Consider the following 22102-nt stretch of genomic DNA (forward strand, 5'->3'; position numbering starts at 1 on the left):
CCTCACGGGTTCAGGAGTACGCATGAACCTCGCCCATCTGCTGCTGCGCAGTGCCCGCAGCGCCGGCCACCGACCCGCCGTCTACCTCGGCACCGAACTTCTCTTCGACTACGCCACGCTCGCCACGCGTGCGGCCTCGCTCGGCCGCGCGCTCACCGAGCGCCACGCCCTGCAGCCGGGCGACCGGGTCGGCCTCTTCATGAGCAACCACCCGGCGGTGCTCGAGATCTTCTTCGGCTGCTGGTGGGCGGGCCTGGCGGTCGTGCCCATCAACCCCAAGCTGCACCCGCGCGAGGTCGACTACATCCTCGCGCACAGCCAGGCATCGGTCGCCTTCACCACCGGCGACATCGGCCCCGCGTTGGCGGCGCTCGACGCGCGCACCGCCGAGTGGCGCGAGCTGCTCTTCGTCGACCAGCCGGACTACGAGCGGCTGCTGCAGGCGGCGCCGCTCGACGCGCCGGCCGAACGCCGCGGCGACGATCTCGCGTGGCTCTTCTACACCTCGGGCACCACCGGCCGGCCCAAGGGCGTGACGATCACGCACCGCAACCTGATGACGATGTCGCTGTGCTACTTCAGCGACGTCGACCCGGTGCAGCCCGACGATGCCGCGCTCTACGCCGCGCCGATGTCGCATGGCGCCGGCCTCTACAGCCTGCCGCACGTGCTGGCCGGTGCGAAGCATGTGGTGCCGGCCTCGCGTGGCTTCGATGCAGCCGAAGTGCTCGCGCTCGGCCGCCATTTCGGCAGCGTCTCGATGTTTGCCGCGCCCACGATGGTCAAGCGCCTGGTCGACCAGGCCGAGGCGCAAGGAGAGGATGGCACCGGCCTCAAGACCATCGTCTACGGCGGCGGCCCGATGTACGTGGAAGACATCCAGCGGGCGCTGCGGGTGATGGGCCCGCGCTTCGTGCAGATCTACGGGCAGGGCGAGAGCCCGATGACGATTACCGCGCTGTCGCGCCAGCAGATCACCGACACGCAGCACCCCGACCGCCTTGCGCGCCTCGGCTCGGTGGGGGTGGCAATGGCGGCCGTCGAAGTGCGCGTGACCGATGCACAAGGCCGCACGCTGCCCACCGGCGAGACCGGCGAAGTGGTGGTGCGTGGCGACTCGGTGATGGCCGGCTACTGGCGCGACGCCGCCGCCACCGCCCACACCCTGCGCGACGGCTGGCTCTTCACCGGCGACATGGGCAGCCTCGACGAACACGGCTTCCTCACGCTGCGCGACCGCTCGAAGGACGTGATCATCAGCGGCGGCTCCAACATCTACCCGCGCGAGGTGGAAGAGGCACTGCTGCGCCACCCCGGCGTGGCCGAGGTCTCGGTGGTGGGGCGGCCCGACGCCGACTGGGGCGAGGTCGTCGTCGCCTTCGTCGTGGCCCGCCCCGGCACCGAGCTCGAGCCGCTGGCGCTCGACGAGGTGTGCCGCGAGCACATCGCGCGTTTCAAGCGCCCCAAGGAATACCACCTGCTCGACGCCTTGCCGAAGAACCACTACGGCAAGGTGCTCAAGACCGACTTGCGCGCGCGGCTGGCCGCGATGCCGGCGCGCTGACCGCTTTACTTTCCTCAACCACGTCGAGACCTCCCCATGACCTCAACCTCCCTGCGTGGCCGCACCGCCCTCGTCACCGGCTCGATGCAAGGCATCGGCCTGGCCATCGCCACCCGCCTTGCGCAAGACGGTGCCCACATCGTGCTGCACGACGTGGCCGAGCCCGCCAAGGCCCAGGCCGCCCTCGACGCCGTGCGAACGGCCGGTGCCCCCGCGGCAACCTACCTGCAGCGCGACCTGCGCCACGCCGCCGAGATCGACGCGCTGATGGCCGAGGCCATCGCGTGGCAGGGCCGGCTCGACATCGTCGTCAACAACGCCGGCATCCAGTACACCGCGCCCATCGTCGACATGCCGCCGCAGAGCTGGGACGCGATCCTTGCGATCAACCTGTCGTCGGCCTTCCACACCATGCGCCTGGCCTTGCCCGGCATGGTGGCCCGCGGCTACGGGCGCATCGTCAACATCGCCTCGGTGCATGGCCTGGTGGCCTCGGCGCAGAAGGGCCCGTACGTGGCCGCCAAGTTCGGCCTCGTGGGCCTCACGCGCGTGGCGGCGCTCGAATGCGCGGCCGTCGGCTCGAGCGAGACGGGCGGCGTGACGGCCAACTGCATCGCCCCGGGCTGGACCGAGACCGCGCTCATCCAGCCGCAGATCATGGCGCGCGCTCAGGCGCATGGCGGCGACCGCGCCGCCGGCATCAAGGAGTTGCTGCAGGAGAAGCAGCCGAGCCACCGCATGTCGGCCCCGTCCGAGATCGGCGAGGTGGCCGCGATGCTGTGCCAGCCCTGGGCGCACAACATCAACGGCATCACGCTGCCGGTGGATGGGGGCTGGACGGCGCAGTAGCGCCGAGCACAGGGCCGGCCCGGCGCGCCCGCGTGCCGGACCTTGACATCGCGCAACACCCCCTGCGGCGCTCGGTTCAATCTGTCCACCGTCTCGCGCCGTCGCGAGCGCTTGTCGTGGAGAGGTGAAGCCATGAGCGCCGTCCTGGAGGCTCCGCCGGTGACGCTCGCGCCGGCCATCGTGACGCCGCCGCTGCCGCGGCAGCGTCCCGTCTCGCTGTCATGCGTGCTGCCGTGCTGGAACGAGGCGCGCAACCTGCGCCTGCTGCTGCCCTTGCTGGCGCGTGTGCTCGCGAGCCTTGCCGACGAGTGGGAAGTGGTGGTCGTCGACGATGGCAGCACCGACGACACCACGGCGGTTCTCGGCGAATGGACCGAGATGCCCCACGTCCGCCTGGTGCAGCTGTCGCGCAACTTCGGCAAGGAAGCCGCGCTCAGTGCCGGGCTGGAAGCCGCCCGCGGCGACGTGGTCGTGCTGATGGATGCCGACCTGCAGCACCCGCCGGGGTTGATCGCCACGATGATGGCCCATTGGCGCGCCGGCGCCGACGTGGTGTATGCCGTAAGGGCCAGCCGCGACGACGAGGCGTGGGCCAAGCGCGCCGGCACGCGGCTCTTCTACGCACTGATCAACCGCTTCGAGCGCGTGCCGATCCCCGAAGACGCAGGCGACTTCCGCGTGCTGGACCGGCGGGCCGTGGATGCGCTGCTTTCGCTGCCCGAGCGCAACCGATTCATGAAGGGCCTGTATGCCTGGATCGGCTTCGATGCAGTGGCCGTGCCTTACCAGCCGCAACCGCGCGCCCACGGCCGCAGCCATTTCGGCGCGGGGCGGTTGCTGCGCCTGTCGATCGACGGTCTGACCGCCTTTGCGAACTGGCCGCTGCGCATCGCGGGCAGCGTCGGCGTCTTCTGCGCGCTCGCCGGCTTCATGTATGGCGCGTACCTCACGGCGTCGTACCTGCTCTACGGGCACCCCATCTCCGGGTGGACGACCATCGTTGTCACGCTGCTCTTCTTCTTCGGCCTGCAGATGATCTTTCTCGGCATCCTGGGCGAATACGTCGCGCGCATCTTCGACGAGGTCAAGCATCGGCCGCTCTTCGTGGTCAAGCGCGAAGCGGGAAGCGGTTTACCCCCGCGAACCAAGCCATGCGCCAGATGATGGGGCTCGGCGTGGCGACCGAGCCGGCATGGCGCGGCATGGCCTCGCAGCGCTGGCGCCACGTGAAGGCGTGGGGGCACGAGTGGGGGTGGCTTGCCGCGACGCTGGCATGGCTCGTGGTCACGGCGTGGGCTCGCCCTCTGGCGTTGCCGGACGAAGGCCGCTACGTCGGCGTGGCGTGGGCCATGCTCACGAGCGGAGACTGGGTGGTGCCGCAGCTCGATGGCCTGCCTTACTTCCACAAGCCTCCGCTGTTCTACTGGATCACGGCGGGCTCCCTGTCTCTCTTCGGCCCCAGCGAGTGGGCCGCACGTGCCGGCCCGCTGCTGGGTGCCGCGGCGGGCACGGTGGCCGCGTTCCTCTTCGTCCGACGGTGGTGGTCCGCTTCGGTCGCACGGGCGATGCTGCTCGCGTTTGCCACCCAGCCGCTCGCATTCGTGGGCGCTCAGTTCGCCAACCTCGACATGCTGGTGGCCGGCTGCATCGCGGTGACGATCTTCTCGTTCGCGCATGCCGCGCTCGAAGCCGGCCTCGGCCAGCGGCCGTCGCGGAGGGTGCTCGTGGCGGGCTATGCGTTCGCTGCGCTCGGCGTGCTTGCCAAAGGCCTCATCGGGCTCGTGCTTCCGGGCGTGGTGCTGCTCGCCTGGTGCGTGGCGAGCCGCCGGCTCCGCGTGGTGCCGTGGCTGCTCTGGCCGCCGGGGCTGGCCCTCTTCGCGGCCATCGTCGTGCCCTGGTTCGCCGCGATGCAATGGCGCTTCCCGGCGTTCGCCCACTATTTCTTCGTGGTGCAGCACTTCTCACGCTACGCGCAAGGCGGCTTCAACAACGTGCAGCCGTGGTGGTTCTGCGCGGTCGCGATTGCCGTGCTCTGCCTGCCCTGGTCGGCGTGGCTCGTGCTGCCGCGCCGTGGCGGCCTGGGCGGCGCAGAGGTTCCGGCGCTGCGCAGCCTGATGTGGAGCGGGCTGCTCGTCATCACCGTGTTCTTTTCCATCCCGCAGTCGAAACTCGTGGGCTACCTCTTGCCGGTCACCTGGCCGTTGGCGCTGCTGGTGGCCGACAAGGTGACGCCGCTCACTGGCGAGGGGCACAGGCGTCGTTTGTGGGCGGGCAGCCTCGTGCTCGCCGTGGCGGCGTGCCTCGCCGCGGTCACGGCCTTCGCACTGCGTGGCGACCACTCCACGCGCGATCTGAGCCGGCCGCTGGCAACGCAGCTTCAGCCCGGCGACCAGATCTTCTTTCTGCACGATGCCTACTTCGACCTGCCGTTCTATGCACGCCTGCGCCAGCCGGTTCGCATCGTGGAGGATTGGGGCGAGCCCGACATCGCCGCGCGAGACAACTGGCGCAAGGAGCTGGCCGACGCCGCCCGCTTCGCGCCCGATCGAGCCGCCACATCGCTGGTGACCCCGGCGCAGTTCGGCGCACTCCTGTGCAGTGGCTCCAACAGCTGGGTCGTCGGTCACCCTGCCAACCGGGCCCGATACGCGGCGCTGGCCAGCGCAGAGCAGGTGGCCACCGCGCACGAGACCGTGCTCTGGCGCGTGGCGGCTGGCGTCAGTCGCGAGGCCTGTCCCGAAACGCCCAGCCCGAGCTCAGCAGGTAGGTGATGAGCGCCACGGCCACCAGCACGAGTGCGAGGAGCAGGTCGTACCGCAGGCCGCTGAACCGCAAGAAGGCGGCATACGCTGCTTCATTGAGGGCAAAGCCGCCCAACGACAAGGCCATGAACCGTGGCATCGCCTCCTGCCAAGGCGTGGTTCGCGCACGGAAGGTCAGCCGCCACTGGCCGAAGAACGACACGCAGAACGCGACGCACCACCCCGCCACGTTGGCCACGAGCGGTGCCCAGCCATGCCGGGACACCAGCCAGACCACCACCCCCAGGTGCACCGCCGCCGCCGCACCGCCCACGGCGACGAACCAACCGAGACTGCGCCAGTGAGTCACGTGTCGAGCGAGTTGCATGGAGCGCCGAGTATCGGCTCGGCAGCGGCAGCGGCCAAGCGCCGCCGCATCGCTGTTTGCGTGGACGACTTCGGCTTGTACCCCGGCATCGCCACGGCCGCCGTGCACCTGGCCGCGCACGGGCGCATCAGCAGCGTGAGCTGCATGACGGGGGCGCCTGCCTGGCAAGTTGGCCGCCCGGCATTGCGACAGCTGCAGGCGCTGGGCGTGGAGCTCGGTTTGCATCTCGACTTGAGCTCGCACCCGCTCGATGCCCGGCTGCGCGGCAGCCTGCCCCACTGGTTGTTTCGCGCAGGCACGGGCACGGTGGACGTGAACCTCCTGCGCCGCGAGATTCAAGCCCAGCTGGAGCGCTTCGAGGCCATGACGGGTGGCGCACCCGACTACGTCGATGGCCACCAGCACCTGCACCAGTTGCCGGGCGTCCGAACGACTCTGGTCGACGTGCTGCGAGAGCGGTACCCGGGGCGCCTGCCCTGGCTGAGGTCCACGCGGGCCGCCGCCGCAGGCGCAGGCCACAAGGCGCGCGTGATCGAGCGGCTGGGCAACGCCGGCCTCTCGACACTCGCACGACGATACGGCCTTGCGCAGAACGCGCACCTCCTCGGCGTCTACGACTTCTCAGGCGAGCCCGACCGTTACCTCACGCTGCTCGCCGGTTGGCTGGCCGGCGCAGGCGATGGTGATCTGCTCGTCTGCCACCCCTCGAGCGATGCGGCACCGGGCGACCCGATCGGGCCGGCGCGCCGCCGCGAGTTCGAGGTGCTGCGCAGCGCGCCATTCGATCGCCTGCTGAAAGATGCGGGTCTGAGCGTCGTACCGCTGCGCGACATGGCGTGATCGTCGGGTCGTCCGCCTTCACTTCAGCAGCTTCCCCTGGCTGCCGATCACCGTCACCTCGACGAAGCGCGAGCCCACGCGTTCCTTCGGCCCGTAGCTGATGCGCACGCCGCCGAGGTTGTGGTTGTTGATCGACTCCAGCGCGTTCATCACCTTGGCGCGCGTGGGCTTCGGCCCCGCGCGGCGCAGCGCCTCCACCAGCACCTTGGCGCCGAGGTATTCCTCGAAGTTGGTGTAGTTGACTTCGTCCTTCGGCGCGTATTTCTTCATCGCCTCGTGGAACTCGCGCACCACCGGCATCGTCTGCCGGTAGGGGTAGGGCACGACCTGGCTGATGCCCAGGCCGCGCACGTTCTCGAGGCCGCCGAGCTTGACGAGTTCGGCCGGGTCGACCACCGAGATGTTGAAGAGCTGGCCGCCGCCACCCGCCGCGCGGTATTGCTTCGCGAAGGCCGCGGCGGGCTTGTTGACCGCCACCATGATCACCGCCTGCGGCGAGGCGGCGCGGATCACCTTCACCGCCGCATCGACATCGGTGGTATTGCGCTCGTAGCCCGCCGAGGCCACGAGCTTGCGGCCGCGCCGCTGCAGCGCTGACTCCACACCGGCCAGGCCCGCCGTGCCGAAGGCGTCGTTCTGGTAGAGCACCGCCACGCGCGTGAGGCCCTGCGTGTTGAGCTGCTTGATCATGTGCTCGGTCTCGTCGGCATAGCCGGCGCGCACATGGAAGATCCACGGGTTGAACGGTTTGCGCAGCAGCTCGCCGCCGGTGTAGGGCGCCACGAGCGCGATGCCGGCATCGGCCAGCACCTTGTCTTCGAGCAGCTTGCCGATGTTGGCGGTGCCGGCAAAGCCGAAGAGCGCGAGCACCTCGGGCTTGGCCACCAGCTCCTTGGTGAGGCGCAGCGTCTCGTCGACCTTGTAGCCGTCGTCGAGCACCAGCGTGCGGATCTTCGCCCCGTGCACGCCACCGGCCTCGTTGACGGCATCGAAGTACACCTTGCCGCCCAGCACCATCTGGTGGCCGGTGCTGGCCAGCACGCCCGACAGCGGCGCCACCTGGCCGATGGTGATGGTCTCCTGCGCCGATGCGAGCGTGGCCCCCGCCATCAGGGCGACGCTGGCGATCCATGTGCCGCTGCGCGAGCGTGTGCGTGTCTTGAGCCCTGTGTGCATGCGATGCCCCTCGTTACCAAATGTGAGGCGATGCTAGGAGGCGCCTGCGCGCGCCACCACGGGGCCTTCGATGGCGGTGCCCCTACCTAGGGGTTGCTGCTGGCGATGAACTACCTAACGAGTCGTACTGATGTAGTCCTACGACTGCTCGCCGCGCGGGGTGACTTCTACATTGGGCCGCTCACCAACCCCGAGAGGAGACATCCCCAATGAATTCAAAGAACAAGCCCATCCTGCGTGTCGCATTGCTCACTTTGGGTGCTGCCGGGCTGAGCGCCTGCGGCTCGTCCGACGACCCCGAGGTGAGCACGCTGCCCAGCGGCATGACCACCGTGAGCGTCACCACCTACAGCGCCACCACGGTCGGCAGCGGCAGCACCGCCGCCACGCAGGACCTGCTCACCGGCGGCCTCGGCCGCACCGGCCTCGGCGCCGCCACCGCGCCCACCTACGCCGACCCGGCCAACCCCACCGCCGCGGAGTTGCGCCGCAATGCGCTCTATGCCAACTACCGCGGCCTCGTCGACTACACCGCCAATGGCGGCTATGGCCGCCTCTATGGCCCCAACATCGACCTCGCCGGCAACGACACGCTCGGCGAAGGCCTGATCCCCGGCCGCGAATACCTCGCCGTGCTCGACGACGGCACCGGCCGCAAGCAGGTGACGGTGGCGGTGCAGATCCCCACGAGCTTCGACCGCAATGCGCCGTGCCTCGTGGCCGGCCCGTCGTCGGGCTCGCGTGGCGTCTATGGCGCGCTCGCATCGGCCGCCGAGTGGGGCCTGAAGCGCAACTGCGCCGTCGTGCTCACCGATGCCGGCAAGGGCGTGGGCCTCTACGACCCGACCGATGACACCGTGAACCGCATCGACGGCACACGCGCCACGCGCACCGCCGCGGGCGCGCTCTCGCACTTCGCGGCGACGATCACCGACACCGCCCGCGCAGCGTTCAACGCCGCCTTCCCCAACCGCCTGGCGATCAAGCAGGTGCACTCGCAGGTCAACCCCGAGAAGGACTGGGGCACCGACACGCTCACCGCCATCCGCTACGCGCTCTACGCGCTCAACCAGGAGTACGCCGACAACTCACCGCTTGGCAACGGCAAGCTCGCCCGATTCACGCCGGGCAACACGCTCGTGATCGCCGGCTCGGTGTCGAACGGTGGTGCCGCGGTGCTGCGCGCCGCCGAGCAAGACACGAGTGGCCTGATCGACGGCGTGGTGGCCGGCGAGCCGAGCGCCCAGCCCGACACCACCACCGGCTACGGCGTGAGCTTCGCCGGTGCGCCGGTGTCGAGCTTCGGCCGCCCGCTGGCCGACTACTTCACCTTCGCCAACATCTACCAGCCCTGCGCCGCGCTCGCGCCGGCCGCGCAGATGGCCGAGACCTCGGTCTACAACTACATGACGCTCACCGGCATGAACGCGCGCGCCACCAACCGCTGCACGGCGCTGGCGGCCAAGGGCCTGGTGACGGGCGCGACCACCGCCGACCAGGCCACCGATGCGCTGGCCCGCCTGCGCGCCTACGGGTGGACGGCCGACAACGACACCATGCACAACGCGCACTACGGCCTGGGCAATGCCGCGATCATCTCGGCGATGTACCCGACCGGCTACGGCCGCTTCGGCCTCGCCGACAACCTCTGCGGCGTGAGCTTTGCGCAGGTCAACGGCACGGGCGACGTGGTCGCGGTCAACGCCAACGTCAAGGCCGCCAGCTTCGCGCTCGCCAACGGCACGGCCAACGGCACGCCGGCAAGCGTGGTCTACAACGATTCGGAAGGCGGCGCCAAGTCGTGGGCGTTCGCGGTCTCGCCCTCGACCCACATGGCCGACTTCGCGCTCGATGCCGCGCTGTGCCAGCGTGCGCTCGTGACCGGCACCGACCCGGTGACCGGCGCGGCCCTGAGCGGCGTCTCGACCCCCACGCTCGCACAGAGCCAGGCGGTGCGCACCGGCATCAGCGAAGTGCTGTTCAACGGCAACCTGCGCGGCAAGCCCACGCTCATCATGTCTGGCCGCAGCGATGCGCTGCTGCCCATCAACCACGCGGTGCGCGCCTACAGCGCCTACAACCGTGTGGTCGAAGGCAACGCCAGCCAGCTGCGCTACGTGGAGGTCGAGCACGCGCAGCACTTCGACGCGTTCATCCCGTTCTCGGGCTTCGACACGCGCTTCGTGCCGCTGCACGTGTACTTCAACCAGGGCATGAACGCGATGTGGGCCAAGCTGCGCAACAACACCGCGCTGCCGGGGAGCCAGGTCGTGCGCACCACGGTGCGCGGCGGCACGCCGGGCGCAGCGCCGGCCCTGACCACGGCGAACGTGCCACCGATGGCGGCCACCCCGGCTGCGGGCGATGCCATCACCTTCAGCGGCAGCAGCATCGCCATCCCGAACTGATGGCGGTTGAGTGAAGAAGCGCCTGCGCCGGGCGCTACATCAGGCCGGCCAGACGCGACACCATCTCGGTGGCCGTGTTGACCTTGAGCTTTCTCAGCAGCCGCACGCGGTGGGCGTCGATCGTGCGCGGGCTCACCTCGAGCACGCGTGCGATCTGCTTGCTGGTCTTGCCTTCGATCAGCAACTGCGCGATCTCGCGCTCACGGGAGGTGAGCGCGGTGGTGATGGGGCGGCGCGCCGAGATGTCTTCGAACATCCACACCGTGCAGCCATACGGGTCGTCGCGGTCGAGCGTGCGGCCCGAGGCGTGGCACCAGAAGAGCCGGCCGTCGCGGTGTTTCATGATGCGCTCGTCGGCATAGCGGCCGCAGTCGCGCAGCGCTTCGAAGCCGCGTGCACCGATGCCCATGAACTCGCTCTGCGAGGGGTACAGCATGCACATCGACTGCCCCGTCAGCTCGGCGGTCTCGTAGCCGAACATCGAAGCGAGTGCTTCATTGCAGCGCTGGATGACGCGGTTGTTGAGCACGCACAGTCCCACCGGGGCCATGTCGAAGGCCAGCACGAGGTTCACGTCCAGCGGTGGTGGAGGAGCGGGGTTCATGGCGAGTGTCGGCGCGAGCATAGCGAGGCGCCAATGCACATCACATGCCACGAGTACTTACGCAGAAAGCAGTAACGGCTTCTTCCCCAAAAACTGCACGGTCGAGCGCAACCTTGCCCGGGTGAACCCTAGCGTAGTCGCTCGCCATTGCCGCACGCAACGTCAGTCACGACACTGCCGCCTCTCGCAAAGGAGCAGCAGTGGATTGCATTCTTCACACCGAGCGCTTGACGAAAGAGTTCAAGGGCTTCGTGGCTGTCGACAAAGTGGACTTGCGTGTCCGCCGAGGAGACATCCATGCATTGATCGGCCCCAACGGCGCAGGCAAGACGACCTGCTTCAACCTGCTGACCAAATTCCTGACACCGACCTCGGGCCGGATCGTTTTCAACGGCCACGAGATCACCCACGACACGCCGGCCCGCATCGCCGAGCGCGGCGTGATCCGCTCCTTCCAGATCTCGGCGGTGTTTCCGCACATGACGGTGCTGGAGAACGTGCGCGTCGCGCTGCAGAAGAAGCTCGCCACGTCCTTCCACTTCTGGAAGCCCGAGCGTTCTCTCGATGGCCTGAACGCGCGGGCGATCGAGCTGCTGCGTGAAGTCGACCTCGCACCCTACGCGCACCTCACCACCGTCGAGTTGAGCTACGGCCGCAAGCGCGCGCTGGAGATCGCCACCACACTCGCGATGGAGCCCGAGCTGATGCTGCTCGACGAGCCCACGCAAGGCATGGGCAGCGAAGACGTCGACCGCATCCGCCAGCTCATCAAGCGGGTGTCGGCGGGTCGCACGATCCTGATGGTCGAGCACAACATGAGCGTCGTCTCCAGCATTGCCGACACGATCACCGTGCTGGCGCGTGGCGCCACGCTCGCTGAAGGGCCGTATGCGGAGGTGTCGAAGAACCCGTCGGTGATCGAGGCCTACATGGGGTCGGCGAGCGTTGAACTGGTGGGGGCGCATTGATCGTGACGCGTGCTCCGGTTGGCGCGAGCCGAGGCTGCCGGGTGACCGGCTCCGCTCATGTCCCCCGGCCAGGCTGCGCCTGGCCTCCTCCTTTACTTCGCTGCGCCGGTCACCCGACAGCCTCGGCAAGCACCTCAGGTAGCACGCCAAGTTTTCGGCGTGCCTCCAGTGTGGCTGGCTCGCTGCGGTGGGGCGCCGTGTGGAGTGAAGTAAAGGAGGAGACCGTTCACCACGGGAGTGGTGAACGGTCGGGGGACATGAACGGAACACGGCGCCCCGCCGTAGCGAGCCCGCTCAGCCCCAAGCAAAGGACCCATTGAGATGCCCACCAAGTTTCTGGAAATCAACAACCTACAAGGCTGGTACGGCGAAAGCCACGTGCTGCATGGCGTGAACTTCCACGTCAACGAAGGCGAAGTCGTCACGCTCCTGGGTCGCAATGGCGCCGGCCGCACGAGCACCATGCGCGCCATCATGGGCTTGATCGGTGCTCGCAAGGGCAGCATCAAGGTGCAAGGCAAGGAGACGATCCACCTCCCGACGCATCGCATCGCACGTCTCGGCCTGGGCTACTGCCCCGAAGAGCGCGGCATCTTCTCGAGCCTGAGCGCGGAAGAGAACCTGCTGCTGCCGCCGTCGCTGATGCCTGCGGGCATGAGCCTCGACGACATCTACGCGATGTTCCCCAACCTCAAGGAGCGCGCCAAGAGCCAGGGCACGCGCCTCTCGGGCGGCGAGCAGCAGATGCTGGCCGTGGCCCGCATCCTGCGCACCGGCGCCAAGCTTCTGCTGCTCGATGAGATCTCCGAAGGCCTCGCGCCGGTAATCGTGCAGAAGCTGGCCGAGATGGTGCTGATGCTGCGCTCGCGCGGCTACACCGTGCTGATGGTGGAGCAGAACTTCCGCTTCGCCGCACCGCTGGCCGATCGCTTCCTCGTGATGGAGCACGGCCGTGTCACCCAAGAGTTCACCCAAGCCCAGCTGCCCTCGCGGCTGGATCAACTGCACGAAACCCTCGGCGTCTAACAGTTCCTAAAGGAGACACTGTCTTGAATCTCTCGAAAATCAAAGCCATCGCCGCTGCCTGCGGCCTCGTGTGTGCCGCTCCGATGGCGCAGGCCCAGATCTCCGGTGACGTGATCCGCATCGGCTTCATCACCGACGTGTCGGGTCTGTACTCCGACATCGACGGCCCCGCCGGCGCCGAAATGATCCGCCAGGCCGTGGCCGACATGGGCGGTGCCGTCAACGGCAAGAAGATCGAGGTGCTGGTGGCCGACCACCAGAACAAGGCCGACATCGCCAGCTCCAAGGCCCGTGAGTGGTTCGACCAGCAAGGCCTCGACCTCCTGATCGGCGGCACCAACTCCGGCGCCAGCCTCGCGATGGCCGGCATCGCCGCCGAGAAGAAGAAGCCCTTCATCGCCGTGGGCGCAGCAGCTTCCGCGCTGACCAACGAGCGCTGCTCGCCCTACACCGTGCACTGGGCCTACGACACCGTGGCGCTGGCCAAGGGCACCGGCAACGCCGTGGTCAAGGCCGGCGGCAAGAGCTGGTATTTCCTGACCGCCGACTACGCCTTCGGCTCGGCGCTGCAGACCGACACCTCGGCCGTCGTCAAGGCCGCCGGCGGCAACGTGATCGGCTCGGTGCGCCACCCGCTGTCGGCCAGCGACTTCTCGTCGTTCCTGTTGCAGGCGCAGTCCAGCAAGGCCGACATCCTGGGCCTGGCCAATGCCGGTGGCGACATGATCAACGCGGTGAAGGCCGCCAACGAGTTCGGCATCACCAAGACGATGAAGCTCGCGGGCCTGCTGATGTTCATCAACGACGTGCACTCGCTCGGCTTGAAGACGGCGCAGGGCATGTACCTCACCGACAGCTGGTACTGGAACCAGGACGCCGACACCCGCGCCTGGAGCCGCAAGTTCTTCGACAAGTTCAAGCGCATGCCTTCGTCGATCCAGGCCGCCGACTACTCGGCCGCGCTGCAGTACCTCAATGCCGTCAAGGCCACCGGCACCGACGACGCCGACAAGGTGCTCGCCCACATGCGGAAGACGCCGATCAACGACGTGTTCGCCAAGGGCGGCCGCATCCGCGAAGACGGCCGCATGGTGCACGACATGTACCTGATGCAGGTCAAGACGCCCGCGCAGTCGAAGGAGCCGTGGGACTACTACAACGTGGTCGAGACGATCAAGGGCGAAGCCGCGTGGACCACAAAGGCCGAAACGCGCTGCACGTTGTGGAAGTGATGGCACAAGGGCAGGAGAACAGCCGTGGCTGAGATATTCGGAATCCCTGTCCAGGCCTTCATGGGGCAACTCATGCTGGGCCTGGTGAACGGCTCGTTCTACGCCATGCTGAGCCTCGGCCTGGCGGTGATCTTCGGCCTGCTCGGCATCGTGAACTTCGCGCATGGCGCGCTGTACATGATCGGCGCCTACGTGGCGTGGTTCGTGCTCGAGACCGTTGGCATCAACTACTGGGCGGCGCTCTTGATCGCGCCCTTGGTGGTGGGCGCCATCGGCCTCGTGATCGAGCGCACGCTGCTCAAGCACCTCTACAAGCTCGACCCGATCTACGGCCTCTTGCTCACCTTCGGCATCTCGCTGATCTTCGAAGGTGTGTTCCGCGAGCAGTACGGCGTGTCGGGCCAGTCGTACTCGGTGCCCGAGGCGCTGCAGGGGGCCACCAACCTCGGCTTCATGGTGCTGCCCAACTACCGGGCGTGGGTCATCGTGGCCTCGCTCATCGTGTGCCTGGGCACCTGGGCGCTGATCGAGAAGACGAGCCTGGGCGCCAAGCTGCGCGCCGGCACCGAGAACCCGGCGCTGGTGCAGGCCTTCGGCATCAACGTGCCGATGATGGTGATGTTCACCTACGCGGGCGGTGCAGCCCTTGCCGCATTGGCGGGCGTGCTGGCGGCGCCGGTGATCCAGATCACGCCGCTCATGGGCACCAACCTCATCATCGTCGTCTTCGCGGTGGTGGTGATCGGCGGCATGGGCTCCATCCTCGGCTCCATCCTCACCGGGCTCGCGCTCGGGTTGGTCGAAGGCCTCACCAAGGTGTTCTACCCCGAGGCCTCGAACATCGTCGTCTTCGTGATCATGGCCATCGTGCTGATGATTCGCCCCGCCGGCCTCTTCGGCAAGGAGAAGTAAGTTGTCTTCACTGTTCTCGACTCCGGCACGCATGGCGGGCTGGGCGGCGCTGGCCCTCTTCGTCGCCGCACCCTTCATCGGCATCTACCCGGTCTTTGCGATGAAGGCGCTGTGCTTCGCGCTCTTTGCGTGCGCCTTCAATCTGCTGCTCGGCTTCACCGGCCTGCTGTCGTTCGGCCACGCCGCCTTCATGGGCGCGGCGGCCTACGGCACGGGCTGGCTGGTGCGCTCGGCCGGCTTCACACCCGAGCTCGGGCTGATCGCCGGCGTGCTGGTGGCGGCAGGGCTCGGGCTGGTGGTGGGGCTGATTGCCATCCGCCGCCAGGGCATCTACTTCGCGATGATCACGCTCGCGATGGCGCAGATGATCTTCTTCATCTGCCTGCAGGCACCCTTCACCGGCGGCGAAGACGGGCTGCAGGGCGTGCCGCGCGGCAAGCTCTTCGGGCTCTTGCCGCTCGACAACGACCTCGCGATGTACTTCTTCGTGCTGGCCATCTTCGTGGCGGTGTACCTCTTCATCATCCGCGTGGTGCACTCGCCCTACGGCCAGGTGTTGAAGGCCATCCGCGAGAACGAGCCGCGCGCCATCTCGCTCGGCTACAACGTCAACCGCTACAAGCTGCTCGCTTTCGTGCTCTCGACCGCCATCGCGGGCCTGGCCGGTGGCCTGAAGACACTGGTGCTGGGGTTCGCGACCCTGTCCGACGTGCACTGGTCGCTCTCGGGCGAGGTGATCCTGATGACCCTGCTCGGCGGCCTCGGCACCTTTGCCGGCCCGGTGGTGGGGGCGTTCACCATCATCGGCCTGCAGAACTTCCTCGCCGACCGTGTGGGCTCGTGGGTCACCGTCATCATCGGCGCGATCTTCGTGGTCTGCGTCCTGGCCTTCCGCCGTGGCTTCGTGGGCGAGTTCATCGCGCGCCGCAAGAAGCCGGCCGCGGCCGAGCCGGCAGCCGCACCGGCGCAGGTGGAAGTGCACGCATGAGGCCCCAGCTCTCCGTCGCCAGGCGTCTCGCACTGGGCTTCGCCAGCCTGGTGCTGATGCTGGTGGGCGTGGCCACGCTCAACGGGCTCGAGATCCGCTCGCTGGGTGCGCGCATGCAGCACATCGTCGAAGTCGACAGCGCACGCAGCGACCTCGCGCAGGCCCTGCTCGCCCAGATCGGCCAGATGTCGGTGCAGGCCCGCACGGTAGCCCTGCTCACCGACCTGCGCGAGATCGACAACGAGATCAAAGCGCTCAACGCGACGGTGGCGCGCTATCAGGAGACCGAGCGCCAGCTCGCCGAGTCGCTCGACGGGGCCAAGTCGTCCGACGAAGAGCGCCAGCTGGTGGGCGAAATCGCCGCCACCTCCAAGGTGGCCATCCCCTTGCTGCTGCGCGCCGCCCGGCAGGGGCAGGAGGGCTCCAACATCGAAGCCACCACCACGCTCATGACGCAGGCCCGCCCGCAGGAAGCCCTGTGGCGCGGCAAGGCCGAGCAGCTGATGGCGGTGGAGCGGCAGTCGAGCGTGGCCTCGTATGCGAGCGCCGTGTCGGGCCAGCAGCGCGCCTTGTCGATCGCGGCGGTGGTGGTGGCCATCGCCGTGCTCGCGGGTGCGTTGCTGGGCTGGCGCATCACGCGCAGCGTGAAGCAGCCGATCGACCGTGCCATCCGCGTGGCCGAGCGCATCGCCGAGGGCGACTTGAGCTCGCAGGTGGAGGTGGGCTCGCACGACGAGATCGGCCGCCTGCTGCTGGCCATCGCGGCCATGCAGGAGCGCCTGCGCACGCTCGTGGGCCAGATCCGCGAGTCGTCCGACAGCATCCATGTGGCCAGTGCCGAGGTCAGCACCGGCAACCTCGATTTGAGCCAGCGCACCGAGCGCGCCGCGTCGAGCCTTCAGCAGACGGCTTCGTCGATGGAAGACCTCACGAGCACGGTGCGCCACAGTGCGAGCGCCGCCGAGAAGGCCAACCAGCTCGCGCACCGCGCCTCGGCTGTGGCCACGCGCGGCGGCGAGGTGGTGTCGCAGATGGTGTCGACCATGCGCGAGATCGACGACAGCTCGCGCAAGATCGCCGACATCATCGGCGTGATCGACGGCATCGCCTTCCAGACCAACATCCTTGCGCTCAACGCCGGCGTGGAAGCGGCGCGCGCCGGTGACCAGGGCCGCGGCTTCGCGGTGGTGGCCAGCGAGGTGCGCAGCCTCGCGCAGCGCAGCGCCGTGGCCGCGAAGGAGATCAAGGCGCTGATCGACTCTAGCGTCGACAAGGTCGATGCCGGCTCGCGGCTGGTGAAGGCGGCAGGCGAGACCATGGTCGAGATCGTGGCGAGCGTCGATGAGGTGGCCGCCATCGTCGGCGAGATCACCACTGCCGCCTCGGCGCAAAGCACGGGCATCAGCCAGGTGAGCAGTGCCGTCACGCAACTCGACCAGGTCACGCAGCAGAACGCCGCGCTGGTGGAAGAAGCCTCGGCCGCCGCCGAGAGCCTGCGCGAGCAGGCACAGAGCCTGACCAACGTGGTGTCGGCCTTCCGGCTGAAGTAGCCGGGCGCGCACGCCGCGCGTGATCGGAAGCCGGACGGGTTGTCTTCGAACCGGACGTTGCTGCACTGCGATGCCGTCCGGCGAGCAGGCAACCGTCCCCACGCCATCGCCGGCGTGAGCCCGCTCTCCGAGGGGAACGCGCGCCACGAGCGCGCCGGCCGGGGCTGGCACCAAGCTTGCGCTCTTCAGCAGGTGCACTCGACGCACCGCAGGGAGCGGAGAGGGCCCGGCAAGCACCGGGCCAGCCCACGCCCCGACTGCACGACGATGCAGCGGGGAAACCCCAGGCCCAATCAGAGGCAAAGGAGACAAGCTTGAAATTCACCCGCATCCTCGTCATGGCCGCCGCCCTCGGCGTGGCCGCTTCATCGGCCAGTGCCGCCGTCGTGGCGCTGCCGGCCTACAACGTCGACAAGAGCCAGATCACCGTGTCGGGCCTGTCGTCGGGCGGCTTCATGGCCAACCAGCTCGGCTACGCCTACTCGGCCACCTTCTCGGGCGTGGGCGTGTTCGCCGGCGGCCCCTACATGTGTGCCGGCCACAGCAACTACACCGCCTGCATGTACAACGCGACCATCAGCGCCAGCATGCTCAACACCATGCAGGCCGACCTCAACAACTGGAGCGGCACGGCCATCGACAACAAGGCCAACGTGGCCAACCAGAAGGTCTACATGTTCGTGGGCACCAGCGACTTCACCGTCGGCCCCAACCCGATGGACGCACTGAAGACGCAGTACACCAACAACGGTGTGTCGGCCGCCAACCTCGAGTACGTGAAGCGCGCGAGCACGGCGCACGTGTTCCCGACCGACTTCGACTCGACCGGCAACAACAGCTGCGGCAGCTCGGCCTCGCCCTACATCTCGAACTGCGGCTACGACGGCGCGAAAGCCGTGCTCACCAAGCTCTACGGCACGCTGAACGCGCGCAACAACGCACCGGCCGCGGCCAACTACATCGAGTTCAACCAGTCGACCTACAGCAACAACAACCCCGGCATGGCCGCGAGCGGCTGGCTCTACGTGCCGTCGGCCTGCGCAAGCGGCACGCAGTGCAGGCTGCACGTGGCGCTGCATGGCTGCCAGCAGAGCACCTCCAACATCGCCGACAAGTTCGTGAAGAACACCGGCTACACCCGCTGGGCCGACACCAACAACATCATCGTGCTCTTCCCGCAGACCAAGGCCGACAGCACCAGCCGCGCCACCTCGGCCAGCGGCTCGCTGCCCAACCCCAACGCCTGCTGGGACTGGGTGGGCTGGTATGGCAGCAACTTTGCGCAGAAGGCCGGCACGCAGGCTGCCGCCATCAAGGCGATGGTCGACCGCGTGGCCTCGGGCTCCACGGGCGGTGGCGGCACGCTGCCCGCGCCCACCAGCGTGAGCACCTCCAACGCGACGACGAGCAGCATGACCGTCACCTGGAGCGCGGTGAGCAATGCGGTGGGCTACAACGTCTACCGCAACGGCGCGAAGGTCAATGGCGCCGCCGTCACCACCACCAGCTACACCGACAGCGGCCTCGCGGCCGGCACCACCTACAGCTGGACGGTGCGTGCGCTCGACACCAACGGCGCCGAAGGTGCCAGCTCCGCGCCCGCGAGCGGCACCACCACCGGCACGCCGCCGCCCACGGCCACCTGCTACACCGCGAGCAACTATGCGCACACCACCGCGGGCCGTGCGACGCAGAGCGGCGGGTACACCTATGCCAAGGGCTCGGGCCAGAACATGGGGCTGTGGAACGTCTTCACGACGACCACGCTGAAGCAGACCGGCACCAACTACTACGTGATCGGCACCTGCCCCTGAAGGGCCGGTGCCCTGGTGCGTGCCCCAGGCGGGGCACGCCCGGGAAACCCCAGATGACACAACTGTCGCGGCTCCTGCCGCTGGACTCCCACAGCGTCCTGAAGCTGGCCGCGAAGTCGATGTTCGAGGTCTTCGAGCAGCTGGCGATGGGCATGATGGTGGTCGACCGCGATCACCGCATCGTGTGGATCAGCGAAGGCTACAAGCGCTTCCTGCCCGCGCTCGGCATCAGCGATCCCGAAGACTTCATCGGCCGCGCCGTCGAAGAGGTGGTGCCCAACACGCTCATGGGCAGCGTGGTCGACAGCGGCCGCGCCGTGCTGGTGGACCTCCTCACCAACCAGGCCGGCACCTTCCTCGTGAGCCGCCTGCCGCTGCACGACGACGCAGGCCAGGTGATCGGCGCCATCGGCATGGTGCTGCTCGACCACCCCGGCACCAACATGCAGCCGCTGATGACGAAGTTCACCCGGCTGCAGCGCGAGCTCGACGACGCGCGCCGGCAGCTCGCCGTGCAGCGCCGCTCGCGCTACACCATCGCCAGCTTCATCGGCACCAGCCCCGCGGCCGTGGGCCTGAAGAGCATGGCCTTGCGCGTGGCCGGCACCGAGAGCACGGTGCTGCTGCTGGGCGAGACGGGCACCGGCAAGGAGGTGCTGGCGCAGGCCATCCATGCGGCCTCGCCGCGCTCGGGCGGCCCCTTCATCGGCATCAACATCGCGGCCGTGCCCGAGAGCCTGCTCGAAGCGGAGTTCTTCGGCGTGGCGCCCGGCGCCTTCACCGGCGCGGGCACCAAGGCGCGCGACGGCAAGTTCAAGCTCGCCAGCGGCGGCACGCTCTTCCTCGATGAAGTGGGCGACATGCCGCTGCCGCTGCAGGCCAAGCTGCTGCGCGTGCTGCAGGAGCAGGAGGTGGAGCCGCTCGGCGCCAACGAGGTGGTGCGCGTCGACGTGCGCGTGATCGCCGCCACCAGCCGCGACCTGCCGGCGATGGTGGCCGCGGGGGAGTTCCGCGCCGACCTGTTCTACCGGCTCAATGTGCTGCCGATCCGGCTGCCGGCGCTGCGCGAGCGGCTGTCGGACCTCGGGGCGCTTGCCGACGCGCTGCTGGCCGACATCGCCCGCTGCAGCGGCATGCCCCAGCGCATGCTGACCCCCGACGCCCTGGCGCTGCTCGCCGGGCAGCGCTGGCCCGGCAACGTGCGCGAGCTGCGCAACGTGCTCGAGCAGGCGAGCGTGATGACCGACGACCTGCAGCTCACCCCCGCGCACCTGGCCGGCGTGCTGCCCGGCCGCGCCTCGCCCGCGAATGCGCCGCGTGCCGTGGGGGACGGGTTCGACCCCGCCACCTGGGTGCCGCAGGCCGCCGGGGAGATCCGACCCTTGCCCGACCTGATGGCCGACCTGGAGCGACACGCGATCGGCGCGGCGCTGCGCGCGACGGCGGGCAACCGTGTCGCGGCGGCGAAGCTGCTGCGCATCTCGCGCGCCACGCTCTACGAGAAGCTCGTGCTGTACCCCGAGCTGCGCACGGCGGGGACTCTGCCGCGCTGACGGCGGCGTGTCGTCTTCTTCGCAGACGACTGTCCGGCTTGCGAGCAGGCGCTTGTCCGGGTTGCTCGACACATCTCGCACCGAGCGGCTTCGGGTGGGTGCCCGCTTTCCACAAACCGAGAGGTAAGTGGGAATCGGGCCGGCCGGTGTGGCTGGTCAGCGAATTGCGATGGAGCAGGGGCCGGTGGCGCATGACGCAACCGGCCTACGACCCATCACACATTCGTTGGAGACCGACATGCACCCTCTCACCCGCCGAGGCCTGCGCGCCGCCGCCTTGATGCTCTCGCTCGCGCTGCCCGCCCTCGCTTCGGCCAAGGAATTGCCCCCGCCGCAGGAGCTGCGCATCGCGCACATCTACAGCAAGACCGGCCCGCTCGAGGCCTACGGCAAGCAGACGGCCACCGGCTTCACGATGGGCCTCGAATACGCGACCGGCGGCAGCATGAGCGTGGCCGGCCGCAAGCTGGTGGTCACCGAGCACGACGACGAAGGCAAGCCCGAGCGTGGCCGGCAGTTGCTGGAAGCGGCCTATGGCGAAGGCCGCGCCGATCTGGCGGTGGGGCCCACGTCGTCCGGCGTCGCGCTGGCCATGCTGCCGGTGGCGCAGGCGCACAAGAAGGTGCTGATCGTCGAGCCGGCGGTGGCCGATGCGATCACCGGCGAGAAGTGGAACCGCTACGTGTTCCGCACCGGGCGCAACAGCTCGCAGGACGCCATCTCCAACGCCGTGGCACTCGACCAGGCCGGCGTGCACGTGGCCACGCTCGCGCAGGACACGGCCTTCGGTCGCGACGGCATCCGCGCCTTCAAGGATGCGCTCAAGCAAGGCAAGGTCGTGCACGAGGAGTACATGCCGCAGGGGTCGGCCGATTTCGCCGCCGCGCGCCAGCGGCTCGTCGAGAGCCTGAAGGGAAAGCCCGGTCGCAAGGTCATCTGGGTGCTGTGGGCCGGCGCCGGGTCGCCGTTCACCATCGCCGATGCCGAGCTGAAGGCAGCCGGCATCGAGATGGCCACCGGGGGCAACACCTTGCCGGCGATGGTGCAGTTCAACCGCCTGCCCGGCATGCAGGGCGCGGCGTACTACTACTTCGGCTTCCCGCGCGGCAATGCCAACATGTGGCTCGTGTCGCAGCACTTCATGCGCTACAACGAGCCGCCCGACATGTTCACCGCCGGCGGTTTCTCGGCCGCGATGGCGATCGTGACGGCCTTGAAGAAGAGTGCCGGCGTGGCGCAGGGCGACATGCTCGTCGACATCATGGAAGGCATGAGCTTCGACACGCCCAAGGGCACGATGACCTTCCGCCGCGACGACCACCAGGCCATCCAGTCGATGTACCACTTCCGCGTGTCGGCCGGCGCGATGGCCGGGCGCATCCCCGACCTGCGGCTGGTGCGCGAGATCGCGCCCGACGAGATCGCGGTGCCGGTGCGCAACAAGCGCTGAGCGCGTGCGGCGGGGCCGCCCACCGATCTGGCATGCTGC

18 protein-coding genes are annotated in these 22102 nt (G+C 68.6%); 15 read left to right on the forward strand and 3 right to left on the reverse strand.

Annotation, left to right across the window (positions count from 1 at the left end):
- Positions 1–22 precede the first annotated feature (22 nt).
- The 4 genes from RXV79_RS09235 to RXV79_RS09250 all read left to right on the forward strand — a co-directional run bounded on the left by RXV79_RS09235 (position 23) and on the right by RXV79_RS09250 (position 5184).
- Entirely contained in the window at positions 23–1564 is a 1542-nt protein-coding gene (locus RXV79_RS09235) for an AMP-binding protein (protein ID WP_316703140.1), read from the forward strand.
- A gap of 36 nt (positions 1565–1600) precedes the next feature.
- The gene (locus tag RXV79_RS09240) at positions 1601–2413 is read left to right on the forward strand and encodes a 3-hydroxybutyrate dehydrogenase (protein ID WP_316703141.1); all 813 of its coding nucleotides are present in this window, start codon (positions 1601–1603) and stop codon (positions 2411–2413) included.
- 132 nt (positions 2414–2545) lie between these two features.
- On the forward strand, positions 2546–3577 hold the full coding sequence (locus tag RXV79_RS09245) for a glycosyltransferase family 2 protein (protein WP_316703142.1): 1032 nt from the start codon (positions 2546–2548) through the stop codon (positions 3575–3577).
- On the forward strand, positions 3565–5184 hold the full coding sequence (locus tag RXV79_RS09250) for an ArnT family glycosyltransferase (RefSeq protein ID WP_316703143.1): 1620 nt from the start codon (positions 3565–3567) through the stop codon (positions 5182–5184). Before RXV79_RS09245 ends, RXV79_RS09250 begins: the two co-directional genes overlap by 13 nt.
- On the opposite strand, the gene RXV79_RS09255 is transcribed toward RXV79_RS09250, so the two are convergent.
- Positions 5132–5542 (reverse strand): GtrA family protein, encoded by a 411-nt coding sequence (locus tag RXV79_RS09255; RefSeq protein ID WP_316703144.1) that lies wholly within the window; start codon positions 5540–5542, stop codon positions 5132–5134. The two genes, RXV79_RS09250 and RXV79_RS09255, sit on opposite strands and share 53 nt — an antisense overlap.
- Here RXV79_RS09255 and RXV79_RS09260 point away from each other — a divergent pair.
- Entirely contained in the window at positions 5429–6382 is a 954-nt protein-coding gene (locus tag RXV79_RS09260; protein WP_316703145.1) for a ChbG/HpnK family deacetylase, read from the forward strand. The genes RXV79_RS09255 and RXV79_RS09260 overlap by 114 nt on opposite strands.
- 18 nt (positions 6383–6400) lie before the next feature.
- On the opposite strand, the gene RXV79_RS09265 is transcribed toward RXV79_RS09260, so the two are convergent.
- Complete coding sequence (locus RXV79_RS09265; protein ID WP_316703146.1) at positions 6401–7558, reverse strand: ABC transporter substrate-binding protein; 1158 nt, start codon at positions 7556–7558, stop codon at positions 6401–6403.
- A gap of 209 nt (positions 7559–7767) precedes the next feature.
- Between RXV79_RS09265 and RXV79_RS09270 the strand changes: the two genes are divergently transcribed.
- Positions 7768–9966 carry a 3-hydroxybutyrate oligomer hydrolase family protein gene (locus RXV79_RS09270; protein WP_316703147.1) on the forward strand — a complete coding sequence of 733 codons (2199 nt, stop codon included), beginning with the start codon at positions 7768–7770 and terminating at the stop codon, positions 9964–9966.
- A gap of 34 nt (positions 9967–10000) precedes the next feature.
- Here RXV79_RS09270 and RXV79_RS09275 read toward each other — a convergent pair whose 3' ends face one another.
- Positions 10001–10570, reverse strand: coding sequence for a LuxR C-terminal-related transcriptional regulator (locus RXV79_RS09275; protein ID WP_316703148.1), 570 nt, complete (start codon positions 10568–10570; stop codon positions 10001–10003).
- 200 nt (positions 10571–10770) lie between these two features.
- Here RXV79_RS09275 and RXV79_RS09280 point away from each other — a divergent pair, with 200 nt between their 5' ends.
- From RXV79_RS09280 to RXV79_RS09320, 9 genes are all read left to right on the forward strand, one after another.
- A complete protein-coding gene (locus RXV79_RS09280; protein ID WP_316703149.1) occupies positions 10771–11538 on the forward strand; it encodes an ABC transporter ATP-binding protein in 768 nt (255 codons plus the stop codon).
- A 321-nt stretch (positions 11539–11859) separates the two neighbouring features.
- A complete protein-coding gene (locus RXV79_RS09285) occupies positions 11860–12564 on the forward strand; it encodes an ABC transporter ATP-binding protein (protein WP_316703150.1) in 705 nt (234 codons plus the stop codon).
- An 83-nt stretch (positions 12565–12647) separates the two neighbouring features.
- Positions 12648–13796 carry an ABC transporter substrate-binding protein gene (locus tag RXV79_RS09290; protein ID WP_316704041.1) on the forward strand — a complete coding sequence of 383 codons (1149 nt, stop codon included), beginning with the start codon at positions 12648–12650 and terminating at the stop codon, positions 13794–13796.
- Positions 13797–13820: 24 nt separating this feature from the next.
- Positions 13821–14708: a branched-chain amino acid ABC transporter permease gene (locus RXV79_RS09295; RefSeq protein WP_316703151.1), complete on the forward strand. Its 888-nt coding sequence runs from the start codon at positions 13821–13823 to the stop codon at positions 14706–14708.
- 31 nt (positions 14709–14739) lie between these two features.
- Positions 14740–15696, forward strand: coding sequence for a branched-chain amino acid ABC transporter permease (locus tag RXV79_RS09300; RefSeq protein WP_316704044.1), 957 nt, complete (start codon positions 14740–14742; stop codon positions 15694–15696).
- Entirely contained in the window at positions 15693–17246 is a 1554-nt protein-coding gene (locus tag RXV79_RS09305) for a methyl-accepting chemotaxis protein (RefSeq protein WP_316703152.1), read from the forward strand. Before RXV79_RS09300 ends, RXV79_RS09305 begins: the two co-directional genes overlap by 4 nt.
- A 338-nt stretch (positions 17247–17584) precedes the next feature.
- The gene (locus RXV79_RS09310) at positions 17585–19060 is read left to right on the forward strand and encodes an extracellular catalytic domain type 2 short-chain-length polyhydroxyalkanoate depolymerase (protein ID WP_316704047.1); all 1476 of its coding nucleotides are present in this window, start codon (positions 17585–17587) and stop codon (positions 19058–19060) included.
- 53 nt (positions 19061–19113) lie between these two features.
- Positions 19114–20613, forward strand: a complete 1500-nt coding sequence (locus tag RXV79_RS09315; RefSeq protein ID WP_316703153.1) for a sigma-54 interaction domain-containing protein — start codon at positions 19114–19116, stop codon at positions 20611–20613.
- A gap of 238 nt (positions 20614–20851) precedes the next feature.
- A complete protein-coding gene (locus RXV79_RS09320; RefSeq protein ID WP_413816673.1) occupies positions 20852–22063 on the forward strand; it encodes a substrate-binding domain-containing protein in 1212 nt (403 codons plus the stop codon).
- Positions 22064–22102: the final 39 nt, after the last annotated feature.

It is taken from the genome of Piscinibacter gummiphilus, assembly GCF_032681285.1.
Lineage (GTDB): Bacteria > Pseudomonadota > Gammaproteobacteria > Burkholderiales > Burkholderiaceae_C > Rhizobacter > Rhizobacter gummiphilus_A.